At 69.0% G+C, this 24,068-nt stretch carries 19 protein-coding genes and 1 pseudogene; 11 read left to right on the top strand and 9 right to left on the bottom strand.

Annotated elements, in window-relative coordinates:
- Positions 1 to 3: 3 nt before the first annotated feature.
- Complete coding sequence (locus NXI30_04835) at positions 4 to 2,193, bottom strand: molybdopterin-dependent oxidoreductase (GenBank protein ID MCR9093520.1); 2,190 nt, start codon at positions 2,191 to 2,193, stop codon at positions 4 to 6.
- 166 nt (positions 2,194 to 2,359) lie between these two features.
- On the opposite strand from NXI30_04835, the gene NXI30_04830 reads away from it, so the two are divergent.
- The 3 genes from NXI30_04830 to NXI30_04820 all read left to right on the top strand — a co-directional run bounded on the left by NXI30_04830 (position 2,360) and on the right by NXI30_04820 (position 5,916).
- Positions 2,360 to 2,800, top strand: coding sequence for a nuclear transport factor 2 family protein (locus tag NXI30_04830; GenBank protein ID MCR9093519.1), 441 nt, complete (start codon positions 2,360 to 2,362; stop codon positions 2,798 to 2,800).
- Positions 2,801 to 2,889: 89 nt separating this feature from the next.
- Complete coding sequence (locus NXI30_04825; GenBank protein ID MCR9093518.1) at positions 2,890 to 5,253, top strand: CoA transferase; 2,364 nt, start codon at positions 2,890 to 2,892, stop codon at positions 5,251 to 5,253.
- 42 nt (positions 5,254 to 5,295) lie between these two features.
- Positions 5,296 to 5,916, top strand: coding sequence for a class I SAM-dependent methyltransferase (locus NXI30_04820; GenBank protein MCR9093517.1), 621 nt, complete (start codon positions 5,296 to 5,298; stop codon positions 5,914 to 5,916).
- Here the strand turns inward: NXI30_04820 and NXI30_04815 are convergent.
- From NXI30_04815 to NXI30_04800, 4 genes are all read right to left on the bottom strand, one after another.
- Entirely contained in the window at positions 5,913 to 7,208 is a 1,296-nt protein-coding gene (locus NXI30_04815) for an MFS transporter (protein ID MCR9093516.1), read from the bottom strand. The genes NXI30_04820 and NXI30_04815 overlap by 4 nt on opposite strands.
- A complete protein-coding gene (locus tag NXI30_04810; protein MCR9093515.1) occupies positions 7,209 to 7,586 on the bottom strand; it encodes a nuclear transport factor 2 family protein in 378 nt (125 codons plus the stop codon).
- A gap of 176 nt (positions 7,587 to 7,762) precedes the next feature.
- Positions 7,763 to 8,416, bottom strand: a complete 654-nt coding sequence (locus NXI30_04805; protein MCR9093514.1) for a hypothetical protein — start codon at positions 8,414 to 8,416, stop codon at positions 7,763 to 7,765.
- Between the two features lie 191 nt (positions 8,417 to 8,607).
- Complete coding sequence (locus tag NXI30_04800; GenBank protein MCR9093513.1) at positions 8,608 to 9,852, bottom strand: hypothetical protein; 1,245 nt, start codon at positions 9,850 to 9,852, stop codon at positions 8,608 to 8,610.
- A 109-nt stretch (positions 9,853 to 9,961) separates the two neighbouring features.
- On the opposite strand from NXI30_04800, the gene NXI30_04795 reads away from it, so the two are divergent.
- Positions 9,962 to 11,161: a sulfotransferase gene (locus tag NXI30_04795; protein ID MCR9093512.1), complete on the top strand. Its 1,200-nt coding sequence runs from the start codon at positions 9,962 to 9,964 to the stop codon at positions 11,159 to 11,161.
- Positions 11,158 to 12,039, top strand: a complete 882-nt coding sequence (locus NXI30_04790) for a metallophosphoesterase (GenBank protein ID MCR9093511.1) — start codon at positions 11,158 to 11,160, stop codon at positions 12,037 to 12,039. The genes NXI30_04795 and NXI30_04790 overlap by 4 nt, the downstream gene beginning before the upstream one ends.
- Before the next feature lie 16 nt (positions 12,040 to 12,055).
- On the opposite strand, the pseudogene NXI30_04785 reads toward NXI30_04790, so the two are convergent.
- Positions 12,056 to 13,177 (bottom strand): annotated as a pseudogene (locus NXI30_04785) (SDR family oxidoreductase).
- Positions 13,178 to 13,693: 516 nt separating this feature from the next.
- On the opposite strand from NXI30_04785, the gene NXI30_04780 reads away from it, so the two are divergent.
- On the top strand, positions 13,694 to 14,428 hold the full coding sequence (locus NXI30_04780) for a hypothetical protein (GenBank protein MCR9093510.1): 735 nt from the start codon (positions 13,694 to 13,696) through the stop codon (positions 14,426 to 14,428).
- A 21-nt stretch (positions 14,429 to 14,449) separates the two neighbouring features.
- Here NXI30_04780 and NXI30_04775 read toward each other — a convergent pair whose 3' ends face one another.
- Positions 14,450 to 15,058 carry a MarC family protein gene (locus NXI30_04775; protein ID MCR9093509.1) on the bottom strand — a complete coding sequence of 203 codons (609 nt, stop codon included), beginning with the start codon at positions 15,056 to 15,058 and terminating at the stop codon, positions 14,450 to 14,452.
- Between the two features lie 147 nt (positions 15,059 to 15,205).
- Between NXI30_04775 and NXI30_04770 the strand changes: the two genes are divergently transcribed.
- From NXI30_04770 to NXI30_04755, 4 genes are all read left to right on the top strand, one after another.
- Complete coding sequence (locus tag NXI30_04770; GenBank protein MCR9093508.1) at positions 15,206 to 16,432, top strand: phytanoyl-CoA dioxygenase family protein; 1,227 nt, start codon at positions 15,206 to 15,208, stop codon at positions 16,430 to 16,432.
- 26 nt (positions 16,433 to 16,458) lie between these two features.
- Positions 16,459 to 17,142, top strand: a complete 684-nt coding sequence (locus NXI30_04765; protein MCR9093507.1) for a hypothetical protein — start codon at positions 16,459 to 16,461, stop codon at positions 17,140 to 17,142.
- Positions 17,143 to 17,295: 153 nt separating this feature from the next.
- Positions 17,296 to 18,657, top strand: a complete 1,362-nt coding sequence (trkA, locus tag NXI30_04760; GenBank protein ID MCR9093506.1) for a Trk system potassium transporter TrkA — start codon at positions 17,296 to 17,298, stop codon at positions 18,655 to 18,657.
- A complete protein-coding gene (locus NXI30_04755) occupies positions 18,654 to 20,099 on the top strand; it encodes a TrkH family potassium uptake protein (GenBank protein MCR9093505.1) in 1,446 nt (481 codons plus the stop codon). Before trkA ends, NXI30_04755 begins: the two co-directional genes overlap by 4 nt.
- Before the next feature lie 30 nt (positions 20,100 to 20,129).
- Here NXI30_04755 and NXI30_04750 read toward each other — a convergent pair whose 3' ends face one another.
- A complete protein-coding gene (locus tag NXI30_04750; protein ID MCR9093504.1) occupies positions 20,130 to 20,675 on the bottom strand; it encodes a DUF3124 domain-containing protein in 546 nt (181 codons plus the stop codon).
- Between the two features lie 287 nt (positions 20,676 to 20,962).
- Here NXI30_04750 and NXI30_04745 point away from each other — a divergent pair, with 287 nt between their 5' ends.
- Positions 20,963 to 22,549, top strand: coding sequence for a polysaccharide deacetylase family protein (locus tag NXI30_04745; protein MCR9093503.1), 1,587 nt, complete (start codon positions 20,963 to 20,965; stop codon positions 22,547 to 22,549).
- 19 nt (positions 22,550 to 22,568) lie between these two features.
- Here NXI30_04745 and NXI30_04740 read toward each other — a convergent pair whose 3' ends face one another.
- On the bottom strand, positions 22,569 to 23,669 hold the full coding sequence (locus NXI30_04740; protein ID MCR9093502.1) for a pentapeptide repeat-containing protein: 1,101 nt from the start codon (positions 23,667 to 23,669) through the stop codon (positions 22,569 to 22,571).
- Between the last annotated feature and the right edge of the window lie 399 nt (positions 23,670 to 24,068).

Below are 24,068 nucleotides of genomic sequence, written 5' to 3'. Positions count from 1 at the left end.
CGTTCAGCTCGCCGCCAGCTCTTCCGCCGGCGCCACGTTGACGGGAATCGAGCTCATGAGCGGGATTCCCGAGTAGGGGTCGTAATTCCGATCGGCGGCCGAGAGTCGGCCCGTGTTGCTCCCGATCTTGCGCACGTCCTTGTCGTCGGGGCTGCCGGGCGCGTCCCCGAAGCCGTGTGCCATCGAGATGACGCCGCGCCGCAGCTCCGCCTCCGGCTCCACGACGCCCAGGATCGACGAATAGCTACTCGTGATCTCGATGACGTCGCCCGCTGCGAGACCGAGCTCCGCGAGGTCTTCTGGATTCATGAAGGCCGGGTTGTAGCTCCACTTCCGGACGAGCTTCGGAATGTCGCGCCCGGCGGAGTTGTGGACGTCCGGGAGACGCCGCGAAACGAGGCGGTACGCGTAGTAGGTGTCCCGATCCACCGGCTCCGCCGCCACCTGCGCGAGCTCCCCCATCATCGTGCGATCCGCGAAGTCGAGCCGACCCGGCGCGTCCGGATCCCCGGCAGCGACGGCGACGTCTTCCGGGAAGACGGCGCCACCCGGATGCTTGCGGACCTCCGAGAGCGGAACCCGCGCGCCCTTCGTCAGCGCCTCGAAGAGCTCGTCGTTGCTGGGCTTCCGGTCGAGATCGAACGCCGTGACCTCGGGCTTCTCCATGTCCGGGCCCCACTCGTAGGACGCCGCGAGGGTGATCGGGAGCTTCATCCGCTGGGCGAGGCCGTAGAAGAACTCCCACTCCTCGATCACGTCGGATCCCTCCGGCGGGTCCACGATCGCGGGGGAGTACTGGGCATAGGGCTCGGGGTAGCCCATCGCGTAGGGCGTGAGGGACTCCGTCGGAAGCGTGATCCCCGGCACCTCAAGCGACAGCTTCGGGGCGATCACGTAGTCCGCGAGCTTCGCCGTCGCGCTCATCTTGATGTCGAGGGTGACGTTCAGATCGAGAGCGTTCATCGCCGCGAGGGTCTTGTCCTGGTCCGGCCACGCCGCCATCGGGTTTCCGCCCACACTGAAGAGCGCCTTCACCTGTCCTTCCCCTTCGAGCAGGATCTCCTCCGCGAGCGCCGCCGTCGGCATGCCCGCCGCCGTGTCCGTCAGATTGCGCACACGCATGTGCTCGCCGAAGCCCCAGCCCGGGTGCGGGTCGAAGGCCTGCGCCTTGCTCGGGCTGGGCGCCATCAGCACGCCGGGGTTCGGCAGGAGCTCGCCTTCCCGGCGCCAGTGCCCGGTCAGCGTGTTCATGCAGAGCCCGAGGTACTCGGTCAGGTTGCCGCGGGACGCCATGTTGGGCCCGGTCCCGATGTTCAGCCCGCCTTTGCGGTGGGACGCGAAGATGCGAGCCGCCCGCGCCACGTCCTCGCCGGGGACCCCGGCGCGTCGCTCCACGTAGTCGAGGGTGAAGGGCTCGACCCGTTCGCGCAGCTCGTCGAGACCGCGGGTCCAGCTCGAGACGAACTCGCGGTCGACGAGATCCTCGGCCAGCAGGACGCGGATCATGCCGGCCAGGATCGTCGGATCCTCCCCGGGCTTGGGCTGGAGAAAGACCGTCGCCGCCTTCGCGGCTTCGCTCCGCCGCGGATCGACCACGATCAGATCCATGCCCCGGTTCATGGCGTCGTGGAGCCGCTTCGCCGGGTTCATGCAGGGAATCCCGATCGACTTCGAGATGGTCGGATTCGCACCGAAGAGCATCCAGGTGTCCGCGCCGTCGAAGTGATAGGGACCACCGCCCCAGGTCCCGTGGAGGGCCGGCGCGATCATCTTCCCGGGCTGATCGATCGTCGCGCTGGTGAAGAACATCGGGGAGCCGAGGGCCCGCAGCCACGCGCTCGCCATCGGCGCGCCGGCGGCGTACGGGAAGGAGAACGTCCCGGTATAGAGCGCCACCGAGCGCGGACCGTGTTCCTCGACGATCCGGGCCACCTTCTCGGCGATCTCGTCCATCGCCTGCTCGACGGGGATCGGGCGGTGCACGCCCTCGTCGTCGCGCTTCATCGTCTGGAGCAGGCGGTGGGGGTTCGCGTGCTGCTCGGGGAGCGCGCGCCCCTTCGCGCACGTGTATCCGTGGTAGACCGGGTTGTCCTTGCTGCCGATCACCTTGACGGGCCGCCCGTCTTCGACGGTGACCTTGATCGCGCAGGCAGCGTGACAGAAACGGCAGAACGAATCGTGGACTTCGGGCATGGGCGGCCTCCCTGCGCCGACCGGTCGCGGCGCATCGACCCGTCCACCATAGACGATTCGAACCCGCCCGCGCGCCCTCGCGAACGGGCCGATCGCGGGCGAGAATCGGTCCCCCACCGCTCGCCCGGGTCGACATCGGGCGGCGCACGACCACGGAGAACGCGAAATGGGTGTCCTCGAAGACGTACACGAGATCGAGAAGCTGAAGGCGCGCTACGCGGACGCCGTCGACGGCGGCTGGACCGGCACGAAAGCACACGATCCGGACGCGGTCGTCGCGCTCTTCGTGCCCGACGGCGTATGGGACTCCGGCGACTACGGCGGCGGCGAAGGGCACGACGGCATCCGCGCCTTCATGGCCACCGGCGAGGCGATCATGCCCTTCGCGTTCCACCACATCACGAATCCGCGCATCGAGGTCGACGGCGACCGGGCGACGGCGCGCTGGCACGCCCTGCTCGCGGTGACCCTCGAAGGGCGCGCGGAGCTCCAGACCGGCATCTACGACGACGTCTGCGTCCGCACGCCGGACGGTTGGCGATTCGAGCGCCTGCAGTTCACGCTGGCGGGCTCGACCTCCCTTCCCGAGACATGGAAGACCTTCTGACCACGCCCAGACGGCCCGGTGGCGCACCGGCATCCGCTCTATAGTCTTCGCTCTTCTCGCGGCCCCGCCGCCCATCCCGAGGAAACGCCATGCAGGGACTGCGCGATCTGCGCGTCGTCGATTTCAGCAACCGGATCGCCGGTGCCTACGCCACCAAGCTGCTCGCCGACGCCTACGCCGAGGTGATCAAGGTCGAGCCGGCGGAAGGCGACGCGCTACGACGGTGGACCGCCAGCGGCCAGGACCTCGACGGCAAGGACGGCGCCCTCTTCCAGTTCCTCAACACGTCGAAGAAGTCGGTGGTGGGCGCGATCGGCGACGACCACGTCGATGCCCTGCTGCGCGGCGCCGACCTCGTCGTCGAGACGAGCGACGGCGCGGTCGACGGCAAGGCTCTCGCGGAGCAGTACCCGGGCCTCGCGGTTCTCTCGATCTCCGACTACGGACGCGGCGGCCCGCTTTCGGGCACGCCCTCGGCGGATCTCGTCGTCCAGGCGAACAGCGGTGGCCTCTCGGGACGCGGGCTCCAGTCGATGCCCCCCGTGATGTGCGGCGGAATGACGACCGAGTGGATCGGCGGCACGTTCAGCGCGGTTGCCGGCCTCGCCGCGGCGCGACGCTCGCGCGCGAATGGTCAGGGGGAGCACATCGACTTCTCGCTCTGCGAGGTCATGAACATCGGCTCGACGACCTACGCCGACCTGATGGACCACCTGAGCGGACGGCCGGAAGCGGTCGCCGGTGCGCGCTCGGTCGAGGTGCCCTCGATCGAACCGACCCTCGACGGCTGGGTCGGCTTCAACACCAACTCGAACCAGCAGTTCACCGACTTCCTGCTCCTGATCGAGAGACCCGACCTCCTCGAGGAGCCCGAGTGGGCCATGATCGGAACGCGGATGGCGCGCATGGACGAGTGGAACGAGATCGTCCGCGCCTGGACGACCCAGCACACCACCGCGGAGATCGTCGAGCGCGCGTCCCTGCTCCGGATCCCCGTCGCGCCGGTCTGCAGCGGCAAGACCGTGCTCGACCACATCCATCTGAAGGAACGGGGCGTCTTCAAGAAGAACCCGACCGGCGGCTTCCAGCAGCCCCGCTCGCCCTACCTGATGGACGGCGAGGAGCCGCGACCCTTCGAGCCGGTCCCCACGATCGGGGAGCATCAGGACGCGATCGAGTCTCGCGAACGCCCGCACCCCGGGATCACGCCCTCCGCTGCGAGCGACCCCGACCTCCCGCTGAAGGGGATCCGCGTGATCGACACGACCGCCTGGTGGGCCGGGCCTTCCGCCTGCCAGATGCTCGCGAACCTCGGCGCGGACGTGATCAAGGTCGAGGCGATCCAGCGCCCCGACGGCATGCGTATGATGGGTGGCCTCTTCATGGCCGAAGGCGACTGGTGGGAGCGGAGCGCGATCACCCTCGCTGCCAACACGAACAAGCGCGGGCTCACGCTCAACCTGGCCGACCCGAAGGGCCTCGAGATCTGCAAGAAGCTGATCGAAGAGGCGGACGTCTTCATCGAGAACTTCTCGCCGCGGGTCGTCGAGAACTTCGGACTCGACTGGGAGAACATCCACAGGATCAACCCGAAGTGCATCGTCGTCCGCATGCCCGCTTTCGGCCTCTCCGGCCCCTGGCGCGACAACGTGGGCTTCGCCCAGACGATGGAGCAGATCTCGGGCCTGGCCTGGATCACCGGCCACGCGGACGATCAACCTCGAATCCAGCGCGGACCGTGTGACCCCCTCGCCGGCATGCACGCGGCCTTCGCGACGCAGGTCGCGCTCGCCGAGCGCGAGAAGACGGGCAAGGGGCACCTGCTCGAGTGCACGATGGTCGAAGGCGCGCTCAATGCGGCGGCGGAGCTCGCGATCGAGTGGTCCGCCTACGGCGTGGAGCTCGGGCGCGACGGCAACCGCGGCCCCCAGGGCGCCCCCCAGAACGTCTATGCCTGCGCCGGACACGAGAACTGGATCGCGCTGGTCGTGCGAAACGACGACGAGTGGAGCGCCCTCAAGGATCTCCTCGGAAACCCGGCCTGGGCCGACGACGCGGAGCTCGCGACCCACGCCGGGCGCCGCCGTAAACACGGCGTCATCGACGAGGCGCTCGCGAGCTGGTTGGCGACCCAGGACCTCGACGAGACCGTCCAGGCGCTCCACGCCCGTGGCATCCCGGCCGGCGGCGTCTGGGACTCCCGGAAGCAGTCCTTCCATCCGCAGTTCATCGCCCGCGGCTTCTTCGAGAACGTCGACCATCCGATCGTCGGCACGCACCCGGTCGTCCGTCCGCCCTTCACGTTCGCGACCGTCGACGCGTGGAACCGCACCGCGGCGCCCACGATGGGTCAGCACAACCACGAGGTCCTGACGGAGGTCGGCCTCTCCGAGGACGCGATCGAGCAGCTCGCCGCGGACGAAGTGATCGGGACGAAGCCCAAGGGCCTCTAGCCGAAAGGGCCTATAGTCGGGGCGCACGCTTCGGAGATCGCCTTGTCCCCGCTCCCGCCCCACGCCACCGACCGGGTGGACGAATCCCCCGATGCGGACTTCTACGCGTTCGCGCGCATGGTCGTCCACATCGACGACGCCACGATCGAGGCGTTGACCGACTACTACGCCGAGGTGCTGACACCGGGCGCGGACGTGCTCGACTTGATGTCGTCGTGGGTCTCCCACCTACCCCTCGACCCACCACTCGGGAGGGTCGCGGGGCTCGGCATGAACACCGAGGAGCTCGCGGCCAATCGGCGGCTCACCGAGCACGTCGTCCACGACCTCAACCGCGAGCCGACCCTGCCCTACGCCGACGCGAGCTTCGACTTCGTCGTGAACGCGGTTTCGGTCCAGTACCTCACGCGGCCCCTCGAGGTCTTCGCCGAGGTCGCTCGGGTCCTGCGGCCCGGTGGGCGTTCGATCGTCGCGATGTCCCACCGCTGCTTTCCGACGAAGGCGATCCGCGCATTCCACGTCCCGGGTGCGACCGAGCGCTACCGACTCGTCGCGGCGTACCATGCCCAGTGCGGCCTCTTCGAGGACATCGAGCCCGTCGACCGGTCGCCAGACGACGCCGACCCGCTCTGGATCGTGACCGCGACGCGAAGCGCCGGTTAGACCTGGCCCCGGGCGAGGTCCTTCGGAAGCTGCCGCGCGGCCAGCACGAAGAACCCGACGCCGAGCGCCGAGATCATCGCGACGATCATCAGCGCGTAGCGCAGCCCGTCCGTGCCGTAGGTCTCGCCGAGCACGTCGCTGAGCGCGCCGGCGAGCGGGGGCCCACAGCCGAGACCGATCAGGTTCAGGATGAAGAAGAGGATCGCGGACGTCAGCGCCCGCATCGCAGGCGGGACCAGCTGGTGGCAGGTCGCGAGGCTCGGCCCGAGGTAGGTGTTCGTCAGCGCCGTCACGACGACCATCGACGAGATCGCGAGTGGCGTTGCCGCGGACAGGAGCATCGGGAAGACGAGTGGAAGTGCGAGGGTACTCGCGACGGCCGGGAGCCAGAGATACCAGCGCCGCTCCCCGGCCCCGAGCCGATCCGCCAGGCGCCCGCCCAGGAAGGTGCCGACCATGCCGGCACCGCCCCCGCCGAAGGCCATCACGACGCCGAGGTCCCACCCCGAGATGCCATGAGAGCGTTCGATGAATGCGGGCAGGAAGTTGCCGACGCCGTAGCCGCCGAATGCCGTGAGCCCGCAGGCGACCGCGATCAGCCAGAACGAACGGAAGCCGCGCAGGACGGCGATCGTCTCTCCGAGAGACGGAGCGGGAGCGCCACTCGAGGCGACCTCGAAGCGGCCACGCGGCGGCTCCTTCACGGTCAGGAAGAAGATCGCCGCGAAGATCACGCCCGGGGCGCCCACGACCATGAACGCGTAGCGCCAGCCGAAGGCTTCCTCCACGAAAGCCCCGATCAGGAAGCCGAGCACGATGCCGAAGTGGAGGCCCGCCGAATAGAAGCCGAGGGCCGCGCCGCGTTCCTCGGGCGGGTAGTAGTCGCTGATCATCGCGTGGGCCGGCGGGCTGCCTCCGGCCTCGCCGAGCCCGACCCCGAAGCGCGCCGCGAAGAGCTGCCAGAAATTCTGTGCCGTTCCGGAGAGGACGGTCATCCCGCTCCAGACCGCGACGGCCAGCGAGATGATGTTCTTCCGGTTGCCACGGTCCGCCCAGTACGCGACCGGAATGCCGGCCGTCACGTAGATCGCGGCGAAGGCCGGCCCGGTCAGCAGGCCGAGCTGCCAGTCGAGGAGCGCCATCTCCTCCTTGATGGACTGCTGGAGGATCACCAGGATCTGGCGATCGATGAAGTTGAAGGCGTACGCGATCGTCAGCATGACCAGCGCGTAGCGGGTCACGCCGGGCGAGAAGGCCACGCCGCGCGCGGAGTCATCGTCGGAGGCGGACAACTAGCCGGCCTGGAACGCGCCCATGTCGAAGTAGTCGCGCCAGACCTCGATCTTGCCCGCGTCGTCGAGCTGGAAGAAGCCCGCGACCGGGGCCGCGGTCTTGTTGCCCTCGTTCTCGAAGGTGTCGATCCGCTCGTTCATCACGAGGTTGCCGGCGCTCACCTGGTTCAGGATCTCGAAGTCGATCCCGCCCGGGCTCTGCTTCAGGAAGGCCTCGATCCCGGCCCGGATCGCCGCCTTCCCTTCGAGGGGCTGCATCGGCATGTTGTGATAGATCGCGTCGTCGGCGAACGCGTCCATGATGAAGTCGAGGTCGGCGCGGCCCCAGGCAGCGCTGAAGTCACGAACGATCTGATCGGGGTCGGGAGAGCTGGACATCGGGACTCCTCGCTGGCCACGGGATCGGGCCCTGGCGGTAGGGGTGCAGCGTACTGATTCCGAACCCCGTGTCGACCGCGGCACGAGCGGTGGCCCGAAACGACCGCGCCCCCGACTCCGAGAGGGAGACAGGGGCGCAGGGAAGCCTCGTGAGGTCTCGGGACCGCATCGGAGGTTCAGCGATTCGACGCATCTCCGAGCGCGAGCGGCTGATCCGTCCCGCCTCCCGGCACGCGAATCGCCAGACCCGGCCCACCGCGATGGCCGCCGAGCGCCACTCGCGCGAGCGTCTCCGCCGGCCGATCGCTCCCGTCGTAGAGCCGCAGTCGCCGGTCCGGCGTCAGCAGGAAATAGGGTCGCTCCGCGGGATCCACCTTCGAGACGATCCGACGGGCTTCCCGGTCCATCGCGTCCGGGGCGTGCCCCGGCCAGCGTCGGACCGGCACGTGCCGGAAGTGCGCGACATCGGTCGAGTGGAGCGGATAGGCGAGCACCCGGGTGCCGGGTCGCTCGAGGGTGGGCGCGTCGTAGCTGAAGCCGCCTGCGACGGCCTTGATCGCGCCGCCGCGAGCACGTCTGCCGTCGAGCGGCCGCTCCCGGGACGCGAGAAAACACCAGGCCAGCGCGTCCATCGCGGCCGCGCGCGGGCTCGCGAAGACGGCACCCGGCCCCTGCGGCTCCACCCGGACCGTCCCGTCCATCGCGACGACGTGGCTCGGGGGCGAGAGCAGGTCCATGGCGGGAAGCCCAGCCGCGCATCCCCCGGACGAGAGGACGAGGGAAAGGAGCACGCCGGCAAGAAGGAGCCGTGCAGGGAGGGCGCAGGACATCCGAAGGACCTCGATCGGACCCGCCGGAGGATTCCGAAGGGCGCAGCGAGGACCGTGATCGGAACGAATCGGGAATCCATGAGGGCGATTCCCCAGGACCGAAGCGAGGCCCGTCGGACGCCGCAGATTGCACACGTCCTGCGCCGTCGGCGCGGTGACCGCGGTCGCCCGGGTTGCGCCCTCGCCTCGGTTCAGGCGCCCCCGCCCGATCGCGCCGCCAGGACCTCCGGCACGTCTGCGCGCTTCACCCGGAGCACCGTCGGCATCGCGACCTCCGCGTCCCGCTCGCCGACCCACCGGAAGGTCATCCAGCCTTTGCGATGGCCGCCGGTCTCGATCCAGTTCGGATGCGGCGTCTTGCCGTGGGCGATCACGAAACGCAGCTTGCCATCGTCGTCGACGACCGCGTGGTCGAGGCTCAGGTGGGTCCGCCGCGTCAGGTAGTCGACGGTCTCGTGCCAGCGCGACTCGATCGCGAGGTTCCAGTAGCGGACGTCGAGGGGATCGGTCTCGATCACGAGCGCTTCGTCCTCCTCGATCTGGTAGGTACCGAACATGTAGAGGTTGTCGGCGCTGCTGATGTCCTCCCCGAACGAGTCGGAGTTGAAGCTCGAGAAGGTGTTCGGCGCGTCCCACAGCTCCGGGCCGATCGTCCGGTGCATCGTGAACATGAACTGCAGGCCGTAGCTCGCCGCCATGAGGGCCTGTGCGATCTCGCGGTCGGTCGAGGCCGGGATGCCCTCGTAGGGCGTGCGTCCGACGACCCCGATGTCGTAGGTGGCGAGGGACTCCGCGGCTCGATCACCGATGTACTGGCGAACGAGGATCGAGGTCACGCCGTTCGAGGTATCGACCCAGTTCGGCCCGCCGTCGTCCTCCTTCGTCAGGTGGATCTCGAAGTCGCCGTTCTCGTCCGCGCCGAGGGTGCGCTCATTGAAGTACGCGAGCCGGGCCCGGCGGCCGTCGGGCTGGACGGCGCCGCTGATCGTGAAGCTCACGTGTCGGACCGTCCCGAGGTTGCCTCGGATCACGTAGTCCCAGCGGTTGTCCAGATGGACGTTGTCGTACTCGGCGTCGGGGTTGTCGCCGCCGACCTTGCGGATCTTCGTATCCAGCCGCGCGAAGTGCGGGGCCTTCGGGTTGGCATCTCCCGCCGTGTCCATCGACATCGCGAAGGTCCGCAGGATCGCGCGCATGCCCTCGCTCGCCTCGCGCTCGGTCTCGGCGTCCTCGAGCACGACCTGCTTCATGGCTTCGAGGGTCGCCTGGACCTGCTCGAAGGCGCGGACGCTGGCGAGCTCCGCATAGGGGTTCGCGGACGCTTCCGGCGCGGGCGGCGGGCTCGCGGCGCAAGCCGCGAGAATTGCGAACACCCACGACGTCGCAACGACACGCCCTGCTCGCCCCTGCCCGAGAATCGATTCCGCGTGACCCATCGAACTCCCCTCCTCGACTGCGCCGTTTCGCGCCGGCCGACGATAGCCCGGCCCGGCCGCCCGCCACGCGGGCCATTCCCTATTCTCTGGTCTCCAAGGAGACCCCCGGTTGGCCCCGTTCCGGTTCAGCGATTCGATCGACGAGTTCCACGCACGCGCTTCCGAAGTGCGCGGCCTCGACGACTTCGGCGAAGACGACTACCGCGAAGCACTCGGCGTGCTGTGCCGATCCCTCGACGAGGACGCCCGCCTCACCTCCGTCGGCGAGATCGGTCACCAGGCCATGATCGTCGACGCCCTTCAGGCGCGATTGCTCTGCGAGGAGGGCTGGCGACGCCGTCCGGAAGCCGCCGAAGCGAAGATCGAGCGCCCACTCGTGATCATCGGCCTCCCACGCACCGGCACCACGGCCCTCCACCACCTGATGGCCCAGGACCCGGCCCTGCAGGCCTTCGAGCACTGGCTGATGCGCACGCCGAAACCGCGTCCGCCGCGCGCCGACTGGGACGCCGACCCCGACTACCAGGCCGCACTCGCGCGGGTCGACATGATGTTCGCCCGAAGCCCCGACATGCGAGCGACCCACGAGATCGAGGCCTTCCTGCCCGACGAGGACTGGAACGTCTTCGAGCAGAGCTTCACCCACGGATCCTACCAGGCGAACGCGGACGTCCACGGCTACGCCGAGTGGCGGGCGAAGGCGGATCTCCGCCCGGTCTACGCGCGCCACCGCCGGAACGCACAGCTGGTCGGCTCGGCCTCTCCCGAGAAGCGCTGGCTCTTCAAGGACGCGACCCACCTCTACGGCGCGGACGCGCTCCTCGACGTCTACCCCGACGCGATGATCATCCAGACCCATCGCGACCCCGTGCCGATGATCGCTTCGGTCTGCAGTCTGTGCTGGGCGTCGCGCTCCGCCATGAACGAGGGCACCGACATCCGCGCGTTCGGCCGCGAGACCCTCGCGCTCTGGGAGGAGAGCATCTACCGGATGATGGCGGCCCGCGAAGGCCGAGGCCCGTCGCAGTTCTACGACCTACCCTTCGAGCGATTTGTGAAGGATCCGATTTCCGCCATCCAGGACATCCATGCCTATTTCGGGCTGCCCTGGACCGACGACGCCGAGGACGCGATTCGCCGCTTCCGCGCCGCCAATCCGAAGGGCAAGCACGGCCAGCACCACTACACCCTCGACGAGTACGGCCTCGACGAGGACGAAGTCCGAGAGCGCTTCAGCCGCTATACGGACGCCTACGGCGACGTCGGCGCCCTGCCCCTCTCCCTCGAGCAGGGATCCGGCGACGCATGAAGCTCTGGGCCATCAGCGACATCCACGTGGGCTACCGCCAGAATCTTCTCGCGATCGGCGAGCTCGCCCCGCGCCCCGACGACTGGCTGATCCTCTGCGGGGACGTGGGCGACAGCCTCGAGCAGGTCGAGCTCGGCTTCCGCCTGCTGAGCGAGAAGTTCGCGCAGCTGATCTGGGTGCCCGGCAATCACGAGCTCTGGACGGTGCCCCGCAAGAGCGGCCTTCGCGGGGTCGCGCGCTACCAGGCGCTCGTCGACCTGTGTCGCCGGAACGACGTGCTCTGCCCGGAAGACCCCTTCCCCGTCTGGGCCGGCGAAGGCGGCCCCCACGTCCTGGCGCCGCTCTTCGCGCTCTACGACTACAGCTTCCGCCCGGACGAGGTCCCCGTCGAGAAGGCCGTCTCGTGGGCGCGCGAGAAGAACATCCTGTGTACCGACGAGGCGATGCTGAAGTGCGATCCCTATCGGAACGTCGCCGACTGGTGCACCGCCCGGGTGAAGGAGAGCGAGCGACGCCTCGAAGCCGCCGTCGCCGAGCACGACCATCCCCTCGTCCTGATCGCCCACTTCCCGCTCCTCCAGGAGCACGCGATCCTGCCCCGCATCCCGCGCTTCATGGTCTGGTGCGGCACGCGCAAGACCGAAGACTGGCACCTCCGCTTCAACGCGCGGACCGTCATCTCGGGCCACCTCCACATCCCGTGCACCCGCTACAAGGACGGCGTCCGCTTCGAGGAGGTGTCCCTCGGCTATCCGGATCAGTGGGACGCGCGGCGGGAGCGATTCGGATGGCAGCTCGAGGACCATCTGCGGCAGATCCTGCCCGTCCCGGAGGAGGACGCGGGGGATCCGCTGGCGGGGTACTCGTTTCCGCCGTGAAGCGGACTCGTCGCGGCTACCAGCGCGTCGGCCGGTAGTCCTTCAGGAACTGCCCCCAGCAGTGCTCCCCGGTCAGGAACCCCGTGAAGATCGGGTCGAGCACCCGCGCGGCGCCGTCCACCGAGTCCAGCGGCGGCGCGAAGCGCTGGGCCTCTTCTTTCTCGACGGTCTTCGCGAAGGGATCCTCGTCGGTGACCCAGCCGGTATCGACGCTGTTCATGTGGATCCCGTCCTTCGCGAAGTCCGCCGCGGAGGTCCGGGTCATCATGTTGAGCGCGGCCTTCGCCATGTTCGTGTGGGGGTGACGGGTCGTCTTGAAGGTCCGGTAGAACTGCCCCTCCATCGCCGAGACGTGGACGATGTGTTTGTCCGGGGTCGGCACGGCGAGCATCAGGGGCTTGAGCTTCGCGTTCAGCACGAAGGGCGCGATCGCGTTCACGAGCTGGACCTCGATCAACTCGACGCTCGAGACCTCGTGGAGGTCCATTCGCCAGGAGTTCTTCTCGCGCAAGTCCAGGGGCTGCCCCTCGCCGTCATGGACGCCCGCCGGGAAGAGCGGCGCGAGGTCCGCCTCGCCCAGCAGGTCGACGACCGAGAGCCTCGAGACGTCTCTCGCCGGGTCACGGGCGACGAGCGCACGAGCCGCCCCCGTGCCGAGCAGTCGGGCCGCGCCGCCGTCGAGCCGGCCGGGGTCCTGCGCGGCCACCATCGCTTCGTAGTAGGCCGGAGGACGGCGCACGGTCTGACACGCGTTGTGGATCAGGAAGTCGAGCCGGGTCTCCCGCGCGAGCTGCTCGGTACAGAAGGCCTCCACGGCGGGCGTGTTCCGGAGATCGAGCGCCGCCAGCGAGAGCCGCTCGCCCCAGACGTCGAAGTCCGGCTCCCGGGCGAAGCGCTCCGCCGCATCGACCGGGAAGCGCGTCGTCGCGATCACCCTCGCCCCCGCTCGCAGCAGCATGGCCGCGATCTCGAAGCCGATCTTCACCCGGGCGCCGGTCACGAGCGCGACCCGTCCCGAAAGATCCGCCGTCTGACTCCGTTTCGTCCAGTTGAGCGACGCGCACGCCGGGCACATCGAGTCGTAGTGGTGATGGACGTCGACGAAGGGCGCCTTGCAGACGTAGCAGTCCCGCGGCTCGTCGAGCCGTCCGCGCGACGCGTCCTTCGTCCGTTCGCGCGCCTGATGCTCGAGCAGTCGCCGCGCCTCGTCGTCGATCCCGGCCTCCTTCGGCGGTACCGGGAACGCCAGAGCCCGCTTCTTCGCGCGATTGGACGTCGCCTCGAGAGCCGAGTCGTCGCGCTCCCGCCGCTCGCGTCGACGGAGGCCGCGGCGCGTCCGTGCGAATCTTCGGCGCTCCAGACGATCCGGAAGGGCCAATCGGCCGGCGGCGATCCGCAGTCGCTCGTGGAGCTCGGCGGGCAGGTCCTGAAGGGCCTCGGGATCGTCGACGAGCGCCTCGAGCAGCTCGACCAGGGCGTCGGCGCCCGGCGTCTCGGATTCATCGGAAGCCATCGGCGGCGGAGCGTACCCCACGCGCCCTGCCCCGCCTGACCGGTCCGAAACCGGCCGTGCGCCTGACGCGGAAGCCGAGCGCGACTACATTCCGACCGCCCCCCGCAACGGGCGCGTCTCCCGCGCACCCGGAGCGATACGATGACGAACCCGCGAGCCTTCGCGGCCCTGCTCTTTCTGCTGGCGACGACCGGCCTCGCCTGTGCGTCGGCCACCTACCGGCCCGATCCCGAAGCCTTCCCGCCGCTGAATGCGGCGATCCAATCGGCGATCGAGAGCGCCCGGCCCTGCGCGCGTCCGGCCCTCGCGACGACGACGCTCGGAAGGGACTTCCGGTACGGCTGCTTCTGCGGCCGCGACTATCCGCGGATCAAGATCGCCAGCGGCGGCTGGGCGAAGGACTACCGCTCGATCCCGGCGAAGGAACGCCGCGCGCGGGTCCTCGACCTCTACCGGATCCGCCCGATCGACACCGTCGACCTCGCCTGCCGCAACCACGACATCTGCATGCTCGACTCGGGCAGTCGCTCCGAGCGATGCGATCGGGACTTCGGCGACCATCTCGCTGCGATCCACCGCTTCCTCTTCAGCGAACAGATGCGCCACGACGACCTCGACTCCTGGCAGTACCGCTGTGACCTCCTCGTCGAAGTCCTCCAGACGGGCCTCGACGCCTGGGCCGAGCCGACGGGCGTCGTCGGCGACCTGCGCCTCGACGATCCCGACGTGAAGGCCCGGCTCGAGCCGACACTCCAGGAGCAGGGCTCGGAGATGCCGCGGCGCGGCGAGCGCTGCCGGCTGCGCGTCTCGGACTACCAGTTCGGGGAGGAGCTCGGGCTCCAGCAGCGATCGCCATGGGACGAGGACGACGACTGATCCGACGGCTGCGACGCCGACTCAGAGACCGAAGTAGGCCTTGATCCCACTCAGGACGGCTTCGACCGACACCGACGCGAGGATCAGGCCCATCACCCGGCTGACCACGCTCGCGCCGCTCTGGCCGATCCTGCGCTGGATCCAGCCGGCCGAGAGCATCAACACGAAGGTCAGGCCCAGGACGAAGAGCATCACCCCCGTCGTCAGCGCCTGCTCGACGAACCCGAAGCGTGCATTCTCGGTCAGCAGGACCGCCGCCAACATCGACCCCGGCCCCGCGATCGACGGCACGGCGAGCGGGTAGATCGCGCCTTCGTCCGCCGACTCGACGAGACGCAGCTCCTCCTCGGGCTTGCTCTCCCCGAAGATCATCGTGAGCGCGAAGAGGAAGAGCACGATCCCGCCGGCCACCTTGAACGCCGCGAGCGGCACGCTCATCGCCGACAGGATGAATTCGCCGGCGATCACGAAGAAGACCAGGATCGCCGCCGCCACGGCGGTCGCCACGATCGCCATCCGGCGGCGTGTGGCCTCGTCGTGGCTGCGCGTCACCGCGACGAAGACGGGGAGCGTCCCGATCGGGTCGATGACCGCGAAGAAGCTCACGAAGGTGGAGACGAAATCGATCAAGTGGCGGCAGCCCCCCACGCAGGAGTCTAACGCGTTCGATCGAGCGCTTCGCCGACTTCGTGGATCGAGGGATCGCCACGCCCGCCCGGCCCGCTTGCGACGATCGGCGACGGGCTAGGCTCTAAGGCGTAGCGAGAAGGAGATCGCATGGCCGCTCCGACCCCGATCGAAGACCTATCCTTTGCCGACTACCACCGGGAGGCGCTCGCGACCGCGCTCGCCCGTCGTGACTCCCGCCTGCCCGGGTCGTACGCGCGGACGCTCCGCCCCTTTGCGATCCGCGAGCGCGAGTCGGGCCTCGCATGCACCTACCTACCCGACGCGAGGCGCGGGACGATCGAAGTCGAAGCCGGCGACGCGCGCGCCGAGACCGTCGTCGAGCTTCCGCGCGCGTCCTTCGCCCAGCTGACCGAGGACCTCGAATCGTCCGCCGGCCTCGTGTACGGCGACCGCGTGACGCCGGTTCGTGGCGATCTGATGGACCTGCTCCAGTGGGAGCCCGCCTTCCGTTGGATGTTCCGCGACCGCCCGGTCTACGATCCGGACGCCGTCGAGCTCCGCGACACGAAGGGTCGCCTGCTCGATCCCACGCGCGGATTCGAGCTCGACGACGACCCGGAGGAGATGGCCGAGTTCCTGCGCGTCGTCGGCTACCTCTGGGTCCGCAACGTGCTCGCGCCCGAAGAAGTCGCCGAGCTCCGCGAGGAGAGCGAGCGCCTGCGCGCCGCCGCGACCGAGGGCGACCAGGAGTCCTGGTGGGGCAAGAACGAAGCCGGCGAGTCGGTGCTCTGCCGCGTGCTCCGGCCGGGCAAGGAGCCCAGGATGCGTTCGCTCCACGGGGACCCGCGCCTCGAGAAGGTCGCGGCCCTCACGGAGGTCCCGATGGAGCACAAGCAGGGGCCGGAAGACAAGGACGGGCTCGCGCTCCTCTGGAAGCAGCCCGGCGTCGCCGAGGGCCTGGGCGATCTCCCGTGGCACCGCGACTGCGGCATGGGCGGCCACGCGAGCATGTGCCCGACGGCGGTGCTCAGCGTCTTCCTCGGCCCCAACACGCCAGAGGCCGGCCAGATCCGCTTCCTGCCCGGCTCGTGGCAGTCTTCATTCCCCTTCGTCGAAGGCGACGACGAAAGCGCGCCCCACGGCGTCGGCCCGCCCGCGCAGCCGGGCGACGTGACCTTCCACTACGGCGACGGCCTCCACGTGGCGCCGCCGCCGACCGGAACCGAAGGCCCGTTCCGTAGCTGCGTGATCATGGGCTACGGACGCGTGGACGGCCGGAACCACCGCGGCGACCGCCACTACAACGACGTGCTCCTGGGGGACGAGGCCGGACAGGTCTCGAACATGCGGGACATGGCGAAGGCGCGCGGCTAGCGGGCCGCCCGCCAGCGTCCGCATCGATGGCGTCGTCCGGCCCCCTCGCACGGCTCGTGCCGCCCGCTCTGCGACCGGTGGCCCTCTTCACGTTGGGCTACCTGCTCGCGGCGACCTGCGCCGCCGTGTGGCTTCGGAACACCGAGTTCGTCTTCTATATCGCGGTGATGGTCGCGTTGATCGCGATCGTACTCGTCGTGCAGGCCCGCGTCGGTCTGAGCGCGGGACTGATCTGGAGCCTCTCCATCTGGGGCGCGATGCACATGGCCGGCGGACTCGTCCCTGTTCCGGGGGGCTGGCCGACCGACGGCGGACAGCAGGTGCTCTACAGCCTCTGGATCCTTCCTGGCGCAGAGGGCAGCGCGCGCGGATGGCTCAAATACGACCAGCTGACCCACGCCTACGGCTTCGCGGTCGCGACCTGGCTGTGTTGGCAGGGACTCTGCGGCGCCGTCGCACCCGCGACCGGAACGTCGGATTCCGAGCCGCGACCTCCGCTTCGCCCGACGCCGGGACTGCTCATCCTCGTCGCAATCGCCGGAATGGGACTCGGCGCCCTGAACGAGGTGGTCGAGTTCACCGCCACCCGTTTCATGGACACGAACGTGGGCGGCTACGAGAACACCGGCTGGGACCTCGTCTACAACGCCCTCGGCGCAACCGGGGCGGCGCTCGCGATCGGCTGGCGAGCGTCGGTTCCCCGCGCATGAAGACGCTCGGGAGCCGGCGTACGAGGGTGCCGGCGAAGACGAGCGGAAGGAGCCACCGATGGCGCCGCACAGCAGCAGGCCGACGACCTGCCGAAGCGCGAGGTCCAGGACCCCAACGGACCGACCGATCAATCGGTATGCTCCACGACCTCTATGGAAACACGCCGCTTCGTCATTCTCGGCGCGGGGGAAGTCGGTCGCTACCTGGCGAGCCAGCTCTCCGTCCAGGGCCATCGCGTCACCGTCATCGACGAAGATCTCGGCAAGGTGTCGGTCGTCGAAGACCAGCTCGACGTCCAGTTCGTCCTCGGCAACGGCAGTCACATCCCGACGCTCGAGCGGGCCCGGGTGGAGGAATGCGACCTCTTCATCGCCGTCAGCTCGTCCGACGAGGCGAACCTCGCGGCTGCCCTGCTCGCGAAGACCCTGGGCGCTCCGCGGGCCGTCGTTCGCGTCAGGACGTCGGAGGACATCACGCGATACGGCCGAGTCTATGAACGCGCCTTCTCCGCGGACCTCCTCCTCTCGACCCAGCTCCTCACGACGACGCAGGTCCTGAATCACGTTCTCGGGTACAACACGCTCGAGGTCGAGTACGTCGTCGAGGGAGCGTTCGAGGTCCGCAGGACGACGGTCGGATCGAACTCGATCCTGGCCCGCCAGCCCATCTCCGCCGCCCGCCTCCCAGAGGATTCGCTCGTCCTCGCCCTGATCTCGAAGCAGGGACTGACGGTCCCGACCGGCGTCGTCCAGGCCGAGGTGGGGGACGAGGTCCTGGTGATCGCGACGCCGGAGTCGATCGACCGGGTCGAGCGCGCCGTGAGTGGCAGCCCGCCGCGCCGGGGACTCGTGGTGATCGCCGGCGGAGGCACCACCGCAACCGACACCCTGCGCGGCTTCGCCCACCGCGCCGAGCGCATCCGGGTCATCGAGAAGGATCGCGCGACGGCCGAACGACTCGCCGCGCGGTTCACCCGCTGCGAGGTCATCCACGGCGACGCGACCGACCCGTCCCTCCTCGCCGCCGAGGGCGTGGCCGACGCGTCGGCCTTCATCGCCCTCACCGGCAACGACGAAGCCAACGTGATGGCCTGCCTGCTCGCCCAGGACCTCGGCGTCCAGGCCGTCACGGCGCTGGTCCAGCGCACCGAGGTCTCCGCACTCGTCCGGCGCTTCGACAGCATGAACGTCGTCTCCCCGCGCCGGATCGCCGCCGAGCGCATCCAGACGTACATCGAGACGAACTACGAGCCGCACGTGGTTTCCCTGGAGAACGAGCAGGCGACGTTCTCTCGGCGCGCGGTCTTCGCGCAGAGCCCCGTCGTCGACTGTGCCCTCGTCGACGTCGAGATTCCGAAGGGCCTGCTGATCGCCGCGGTCATGCGCAACGGTCGGCCCACCATTCCGCGAGGGCACCACGTCCTGCGTGAAGGCGACGAGGTCCTGCTCTTCGTCGCGGAGGGCGCTGCGGACATCGTCCCCCTCCTCTTTCCCGGACCGGAAGAGGCGCCGTGAACCCGCGCCGCGTGATCCGGCTGCTGGGGATCGTGATCGGCGTCCTGGCGGTCGCGCAGCTGCTACCGCTGATCGGCGCCCTCGCGACCCGCGACCGCGCGGCCGCGGGCGGTCTCGCGGCCGGCGCGGGGGCGAGCGCCCTGTGCGCGCTCGCCTGCCGCCTCTACGGGCGCGACGATGGCGAGCTCTACCGACGAGACGGGATCCTGGTCGTCGTCGGCGCGTGGCTGGTGGCGTGCGTGCTCGGTGCCGTCCCGTACGTCGTCAGCGGGGCGATCCCGGGCTGGATCGACGCGCTCTTCGAGTCGGCCTCGGGCTTCACCACGACCGGCGCCTCGATCCTCCCGGACGTCGAGGTCCTGACGCCTTCGATCGCCTTCTGGCGGAGCATGACGCAGTGGCTGGGCGGCATCGGCATCGTCGTTCTGCTCGTCGCCCTGCTCTCGGAGCTCGGCCCCGGCGCGCGCTTCCTGCTCAAGCTCGAAGTGCCCGGCCCGAAGGCCGAGATCCTGCACGCGCGGGTCAAGGACGCGGCGCGCTCGGCGTTCCGGATCTATCTCGCGCTCAGCGGCGCCCAGGTGGTCGTCATGCTCCTGCTCGGGGCGAGCGTCTACGACAGCCTCACGCACACCTTCGCGACGGTCTCGACCGGCGGGTTCTCTCCCTACGCGGATTCGGCCGGCCACTTCGACGCCCGCTTCCAGATCGTGACGCTGGTCTTCATGCTGATGGCGGGTGTGAACTTCTCGCTCTACCTCCGCGGGCTGACGCAGCGTGGTCGGGAGGTCCTGCGCGACGCCGAGCTGCAGACCTACCTGACCCTCGCCGTCGGGGCGACGGCGACGATCCTCTTCGTCCGACTCGGGGCGAGCCCCGACCTCGGGGCCGGACAGGCGGCCCTCGACGTCGCCTTCTCCGTCGTCTCGGTGCTGACCTCGACCGGCTTCGGCACCGCCGACTTCACGACCTGGCCGAGCAGCACGCAGGCGATCCTCGTCGCGCTCATGTTCGGCGGTGGCTGCGCAGGCTCGACGGCCGGGGGCGCGAAGGTCATACGCCTGCTGGTCGCAGCGCGCTTCGCGATCCGTGAGATCCGAGTGACCTTCAGCCCCAACGCCGTCGTCCCGGTCGCCGTCGGCGCTCAGATCGTTCCGGAGGGAGCGGTTCGCGGCGTCGTCGCCCTGCTGCTCCTGTGGGTCTCCGGCTGGGCGATCGGCGCGCTCCTCCTGTCCTTCGGAGGAACGGGCCTCGTCAACGCCTCGACCGCGGCGCTCGCCGCCCTGTCGAACATCGGGCCCGGACTCGGCGACGTCGGGCCTGCGGGGAACTTCGCCTTCTTCGCCGGCTGGCAGAAGCTCGTCCTGGTCCTCTTGATGTGGCTGGGCCGGCTCGAGTTCTTCGCGCTGATCGCCCTCGCCCAGCCCCGCTTCTGGCGCAGCTAGACCGATCGCGGCCCGCTCGTCGACCTAACCTCAGTCGGGATCGTCGCCGACCGGGACGCCGCGTGCCGAGAAGGTCAACCGCCCGGCCCCCTGGTGACCCGCCATCAGCGCTTCGATCAGCGGCGCCGGCTCGTCGGGCCCGCTCCAACCCACCAGGAAGTTCGCCCCCGCGCCTTCGGCCTCCGGCGATGGCTCGTGCAGGAACTCGACGGTCTCGAGCGGCGCGAGCCTCCGCGGTGCATCCAGCTTGCTGTCGATCAGTACGCCGCCCGCGTCGTAGTAGCGAACCGAGTGGATGGTCACGCTCTCGGAAGACACGTTGTGGATGAGCAGCGTCGTCGTGAGGTGGACCCGGCCGACCTTGTCGAGCGCATACGCGTAGGCCGGGACGTAGATCAGGCGACGATGTGCGCCGCGTACCGCGTCCTGCAGCGTCGGCGGCTCGACCGCGAGCGCCGCCGGTTCGGGCGCGGCTTCCGGCTCGGGCTCACACCCGAGCGCGAAGAGACTGACGAAGACCGCGAGGACCATGCCGCCCAGGCTCAGGCGCGCCTCGCTCGATCCGCGATTCACCATCGATCCACCCCTCCTCGACCGCCCGGCCCCGATCGAGCCCGGCCGACGCTCCGAACGCGCGCCGGAGCATAGACGAAGCGAGCGCGTTCGCTGCGCCGGTTCATGGCGTCGACCGTGCCGGAGCTCGGGCCCCTGACGCGCTCCGCCGAGCAGGGAAAATGCCCCGCGCTGGCCCGCGTGGAACGGCCTAGACTGCTCTTCTGTCGCGAGTCCCCCTGCACGACGTGCGGGCGGCGATTCGCCCTTCGAGCGAGCTGCGGGTAGGAATCTCGATGTGGAAGCGCGGGTTGATTCGCGAATCGGGTCTGGTGATCCTGGCGATCCTCGGATTCGCGATTCCCAGCGCCGGACAGATGGCGACGATCGACGTCCTGCTCGACCTGGATCGCAATCCCACGACGGGCTGCGGCGTCATGACCGTCGACGGCGAGGCGGAAGGCGTCGAGCTGAGAGTCAGGACGCGCTTCGACGTCGCGACCGACACGGTCACGAGTACGACGACGGCGGACTGCGCGGACCCGCTCCTCGATCTCTTCGACGTAGAGACGCCGGTTCCGTCCAACCCCCAGCCCACCTGGACGGGCATCGCGGGAAACGGCGCTTCGGGCTCGATGCTGGTCGAGACTCATCTCCCGATCGCGCTGACCGGGTCGGTCTCGAGCGCGCGAAGCTACGTCGTCATCCAGTCGGCCCTGGGTGAGGACACGCTCTTCGGCGCGGGGGCACAGAGGCCGCTGCTCCTGATCTTTCTTCCGCCGAACGTGCCCGGGCTCGCGCCGGCCGCCCTCGCGCTCGTCCTCGTTCTGTCCATACTGCTCGTGTCTCGGAGACTCCCGAAGACCGGGTTCGCCCTGCTCGCTCTGCTCGGAATCGTCGTCGGGGGTGCGCTGGTCGGTCCGAGCCGCGGGTGGGCCCTCCTCGGAGAGGGCTTCCACCGCGCGTGGATGCCGGACGAACTCGTCGCGACCGACCCGGAGGGGGACGCGCCAGAGGGAGTCGACCTGCTGGAGTTCCACGTCGCCTACGACGAAGCGAATCAGGAGCTCTGGCTGCGCACCGACATCCTCTTCGGCCCGCCGGTCTGCACCGACTGGGGAACGGTCGACCCGGGCTCGGGCTACGCGTGCGGAATGCTGCCCCCGCTCGATCCCGGGCCGTTCAACAACAACGTCGCCATGACCTTCGACGACGGCCCCCATCTGGTCGTGACCCCGCTCGTTCTCGCGACGCTGCGAGCCAACGACATCCCCGCGACCTTCTTCGTGGTCGGGAATCGGATGCACACGCCCGAGGAGCAGGCGATCGTCCGGGAGATCCACGAGGACCCCTTGTTCCGCGTGGCGAATCACTCCTTGACGCACCGCAGAATGGCCTTCCTCACGCAGGAGGAGATCGAGATCGAAGTGCCGGCGAACAACGACCTGATTCGCGAGGCGATCGGCGACCCGTGTTTCTTCCCGCAGTATTTCCGGTTCCCCTTCGCGTCGTCGAACTGCGCGAGCATGGAGGTGATGCGGACCCACGGTCTGGCATCGGCCTCGGTCCACATCAACACCTCGGATTGGTGCTACGGCACCAACGGCGGGTACTGCCCCCCGGAAGTCGTTTCCTTCATCGAGGACGAGTACCGGAACGACCTGCCGGGCTGGGCGGTTCACGAGTTCCTCGAGACGGCGGGTGGAATCCTCGTGATGCACGACATCCACACGAACACCGCCGCGCAGCTTCCCGCCGTGATCGCCGGACTCCAGGCCGCCGGAGCGAACTTCGTAGACCTCGCGGACCCGGTCCTCTTCCCGAACATGCACGCGACGATGATGGTCCCCGACGCGCCGGCGTGTTGTGAGGGGAGTGTGAATACGTCTTATCCGTAGACCGAGCGCGCGGATCTCCTCAACGCGGGCGCATCGATCCCTGGTGCCGTCTCGCAGCCAGCCCCGCGAGCCCGAGCCCCAACAGGAACGCCGAACTCGGCTCCGGCACGAGAACCCAGCCTGCCGTCACCGGATCGAACGGAATCGTCGCGTCCGCGTCGGCCCACGCATTCGTGAAGTCGGTCCCCGCATCGTAGGTCGCCGCGCCAATCGTGGTCCCGAGACCCACCACGTCCCGCAGGACCGCCTGCGAGAAATCGGCTCCTTCGACAGTGACTCCCACCGAGAGCCACGAAGGATACGTGGTCGAGAAGGATCCACCCGTAAGGTCGGCGCCGAACAGACTCGCACCATTCAAGCTCGTCTGTGTGTCGTCGATCCGCTCGAACCTCGCACCGCGAAGACTCGCTCCGCGAAAGTCTGCATTGGGTGCGACGAGCGCCAGATAGGCTCCGTCGAGATTCGCATCGACGAAGCGCGCGAATTGAGCGTACACCTCCGTGGCGGTCCAGTTCCGAAGGTCGGCTGACGAGAGATCCGCACCCCAGAACTGAGCCTCATCTGCCCCGGAGTCGACCCAGACCACGTGGTTCAAGTTCGCTCCGCCCATGCTCCATCCGTACCCCATGTATCCACCCAGGGTCGCTCCAGTCAGATCGACACCGTTGAGGGCTGCCACCGTGAGATTCGTATCCCTCAGGTCGGCGCCCACGAGGTTCACGTCCGTCAGATCGGAGAGCGTGAAGTCTGCCCTGCGAAGGTCCGCCCCCTCGAGATCAGCACTCCTCAAGTCCGCCGCGACGAGGCCGGCATCCCGAAGATCGACGCCGGGCGCCAGGTCGACGCCGGAGTAGGGGTGGATCGATCCCGTACCGCTAGGGACGCAACACAGGGCTTGGATCGGATCGACGATGGTCCCATCGATCTGCTGGTACGAAGCGCCGAATGCGGAACTCGAAGCGACAGAGACCGCGGAGATCAGAGCGAGAACGAAGTTGCGCATCGCGGTCTCTTCCCGTGGAAGGCCGTCCCCATTCCCATGAAGTAGGTGTGCATGGGCAACGCGGAGGTGACGAAGAATCGGAGCCTGCGGCAGAACGTCAGACAGCGAAGGGCCCAATCCGGGCGAGCCCGAGCCCTCCGCCAGGCGCCAGCCCCCAGAGCCCTCAGCGCAAGACCACGCCAACGAGGCGGGGTCGCGAGGCGCTCTGCGCCGAGAAGAGGAAATGGTGACCCGGGCGCGATTCGAACGCGACTTCGTGGCGAAGCCAGCTCGGCGTGTACGCCTCCGGATCGAACGCGCGGGAGTTTCGGGCCTCCGCGTGCTGGCGCACGCAGAGTCCCTCCTACGATCTGTTCGCTCTTCGCTCACAGATCGCCCCCAACTTCTGCCGAAGCTGGGCCTCTCGAGCCCGGGCGCTCTGCAACGCACGCACACCCAGAGCCTTCAGCGCGCGCTCGGCCCTTCAAGGCCGAGCAAGAAGCGCGGAGCGCTGATAGGTGAAATGGTGACCCGGGC

The organism is bacterium (assembly GCA_024742285.1).
Lineage (GTDB): Bacteria > Myxococcota_A > UBA9160 > UBA9160 > UBA4427 > UBA4427.
The sequence above is the reverse complement of the archived record's forward strand: the minus strand, read 5'-3'. Positions and strand labels throughout refer to the sequence as shown.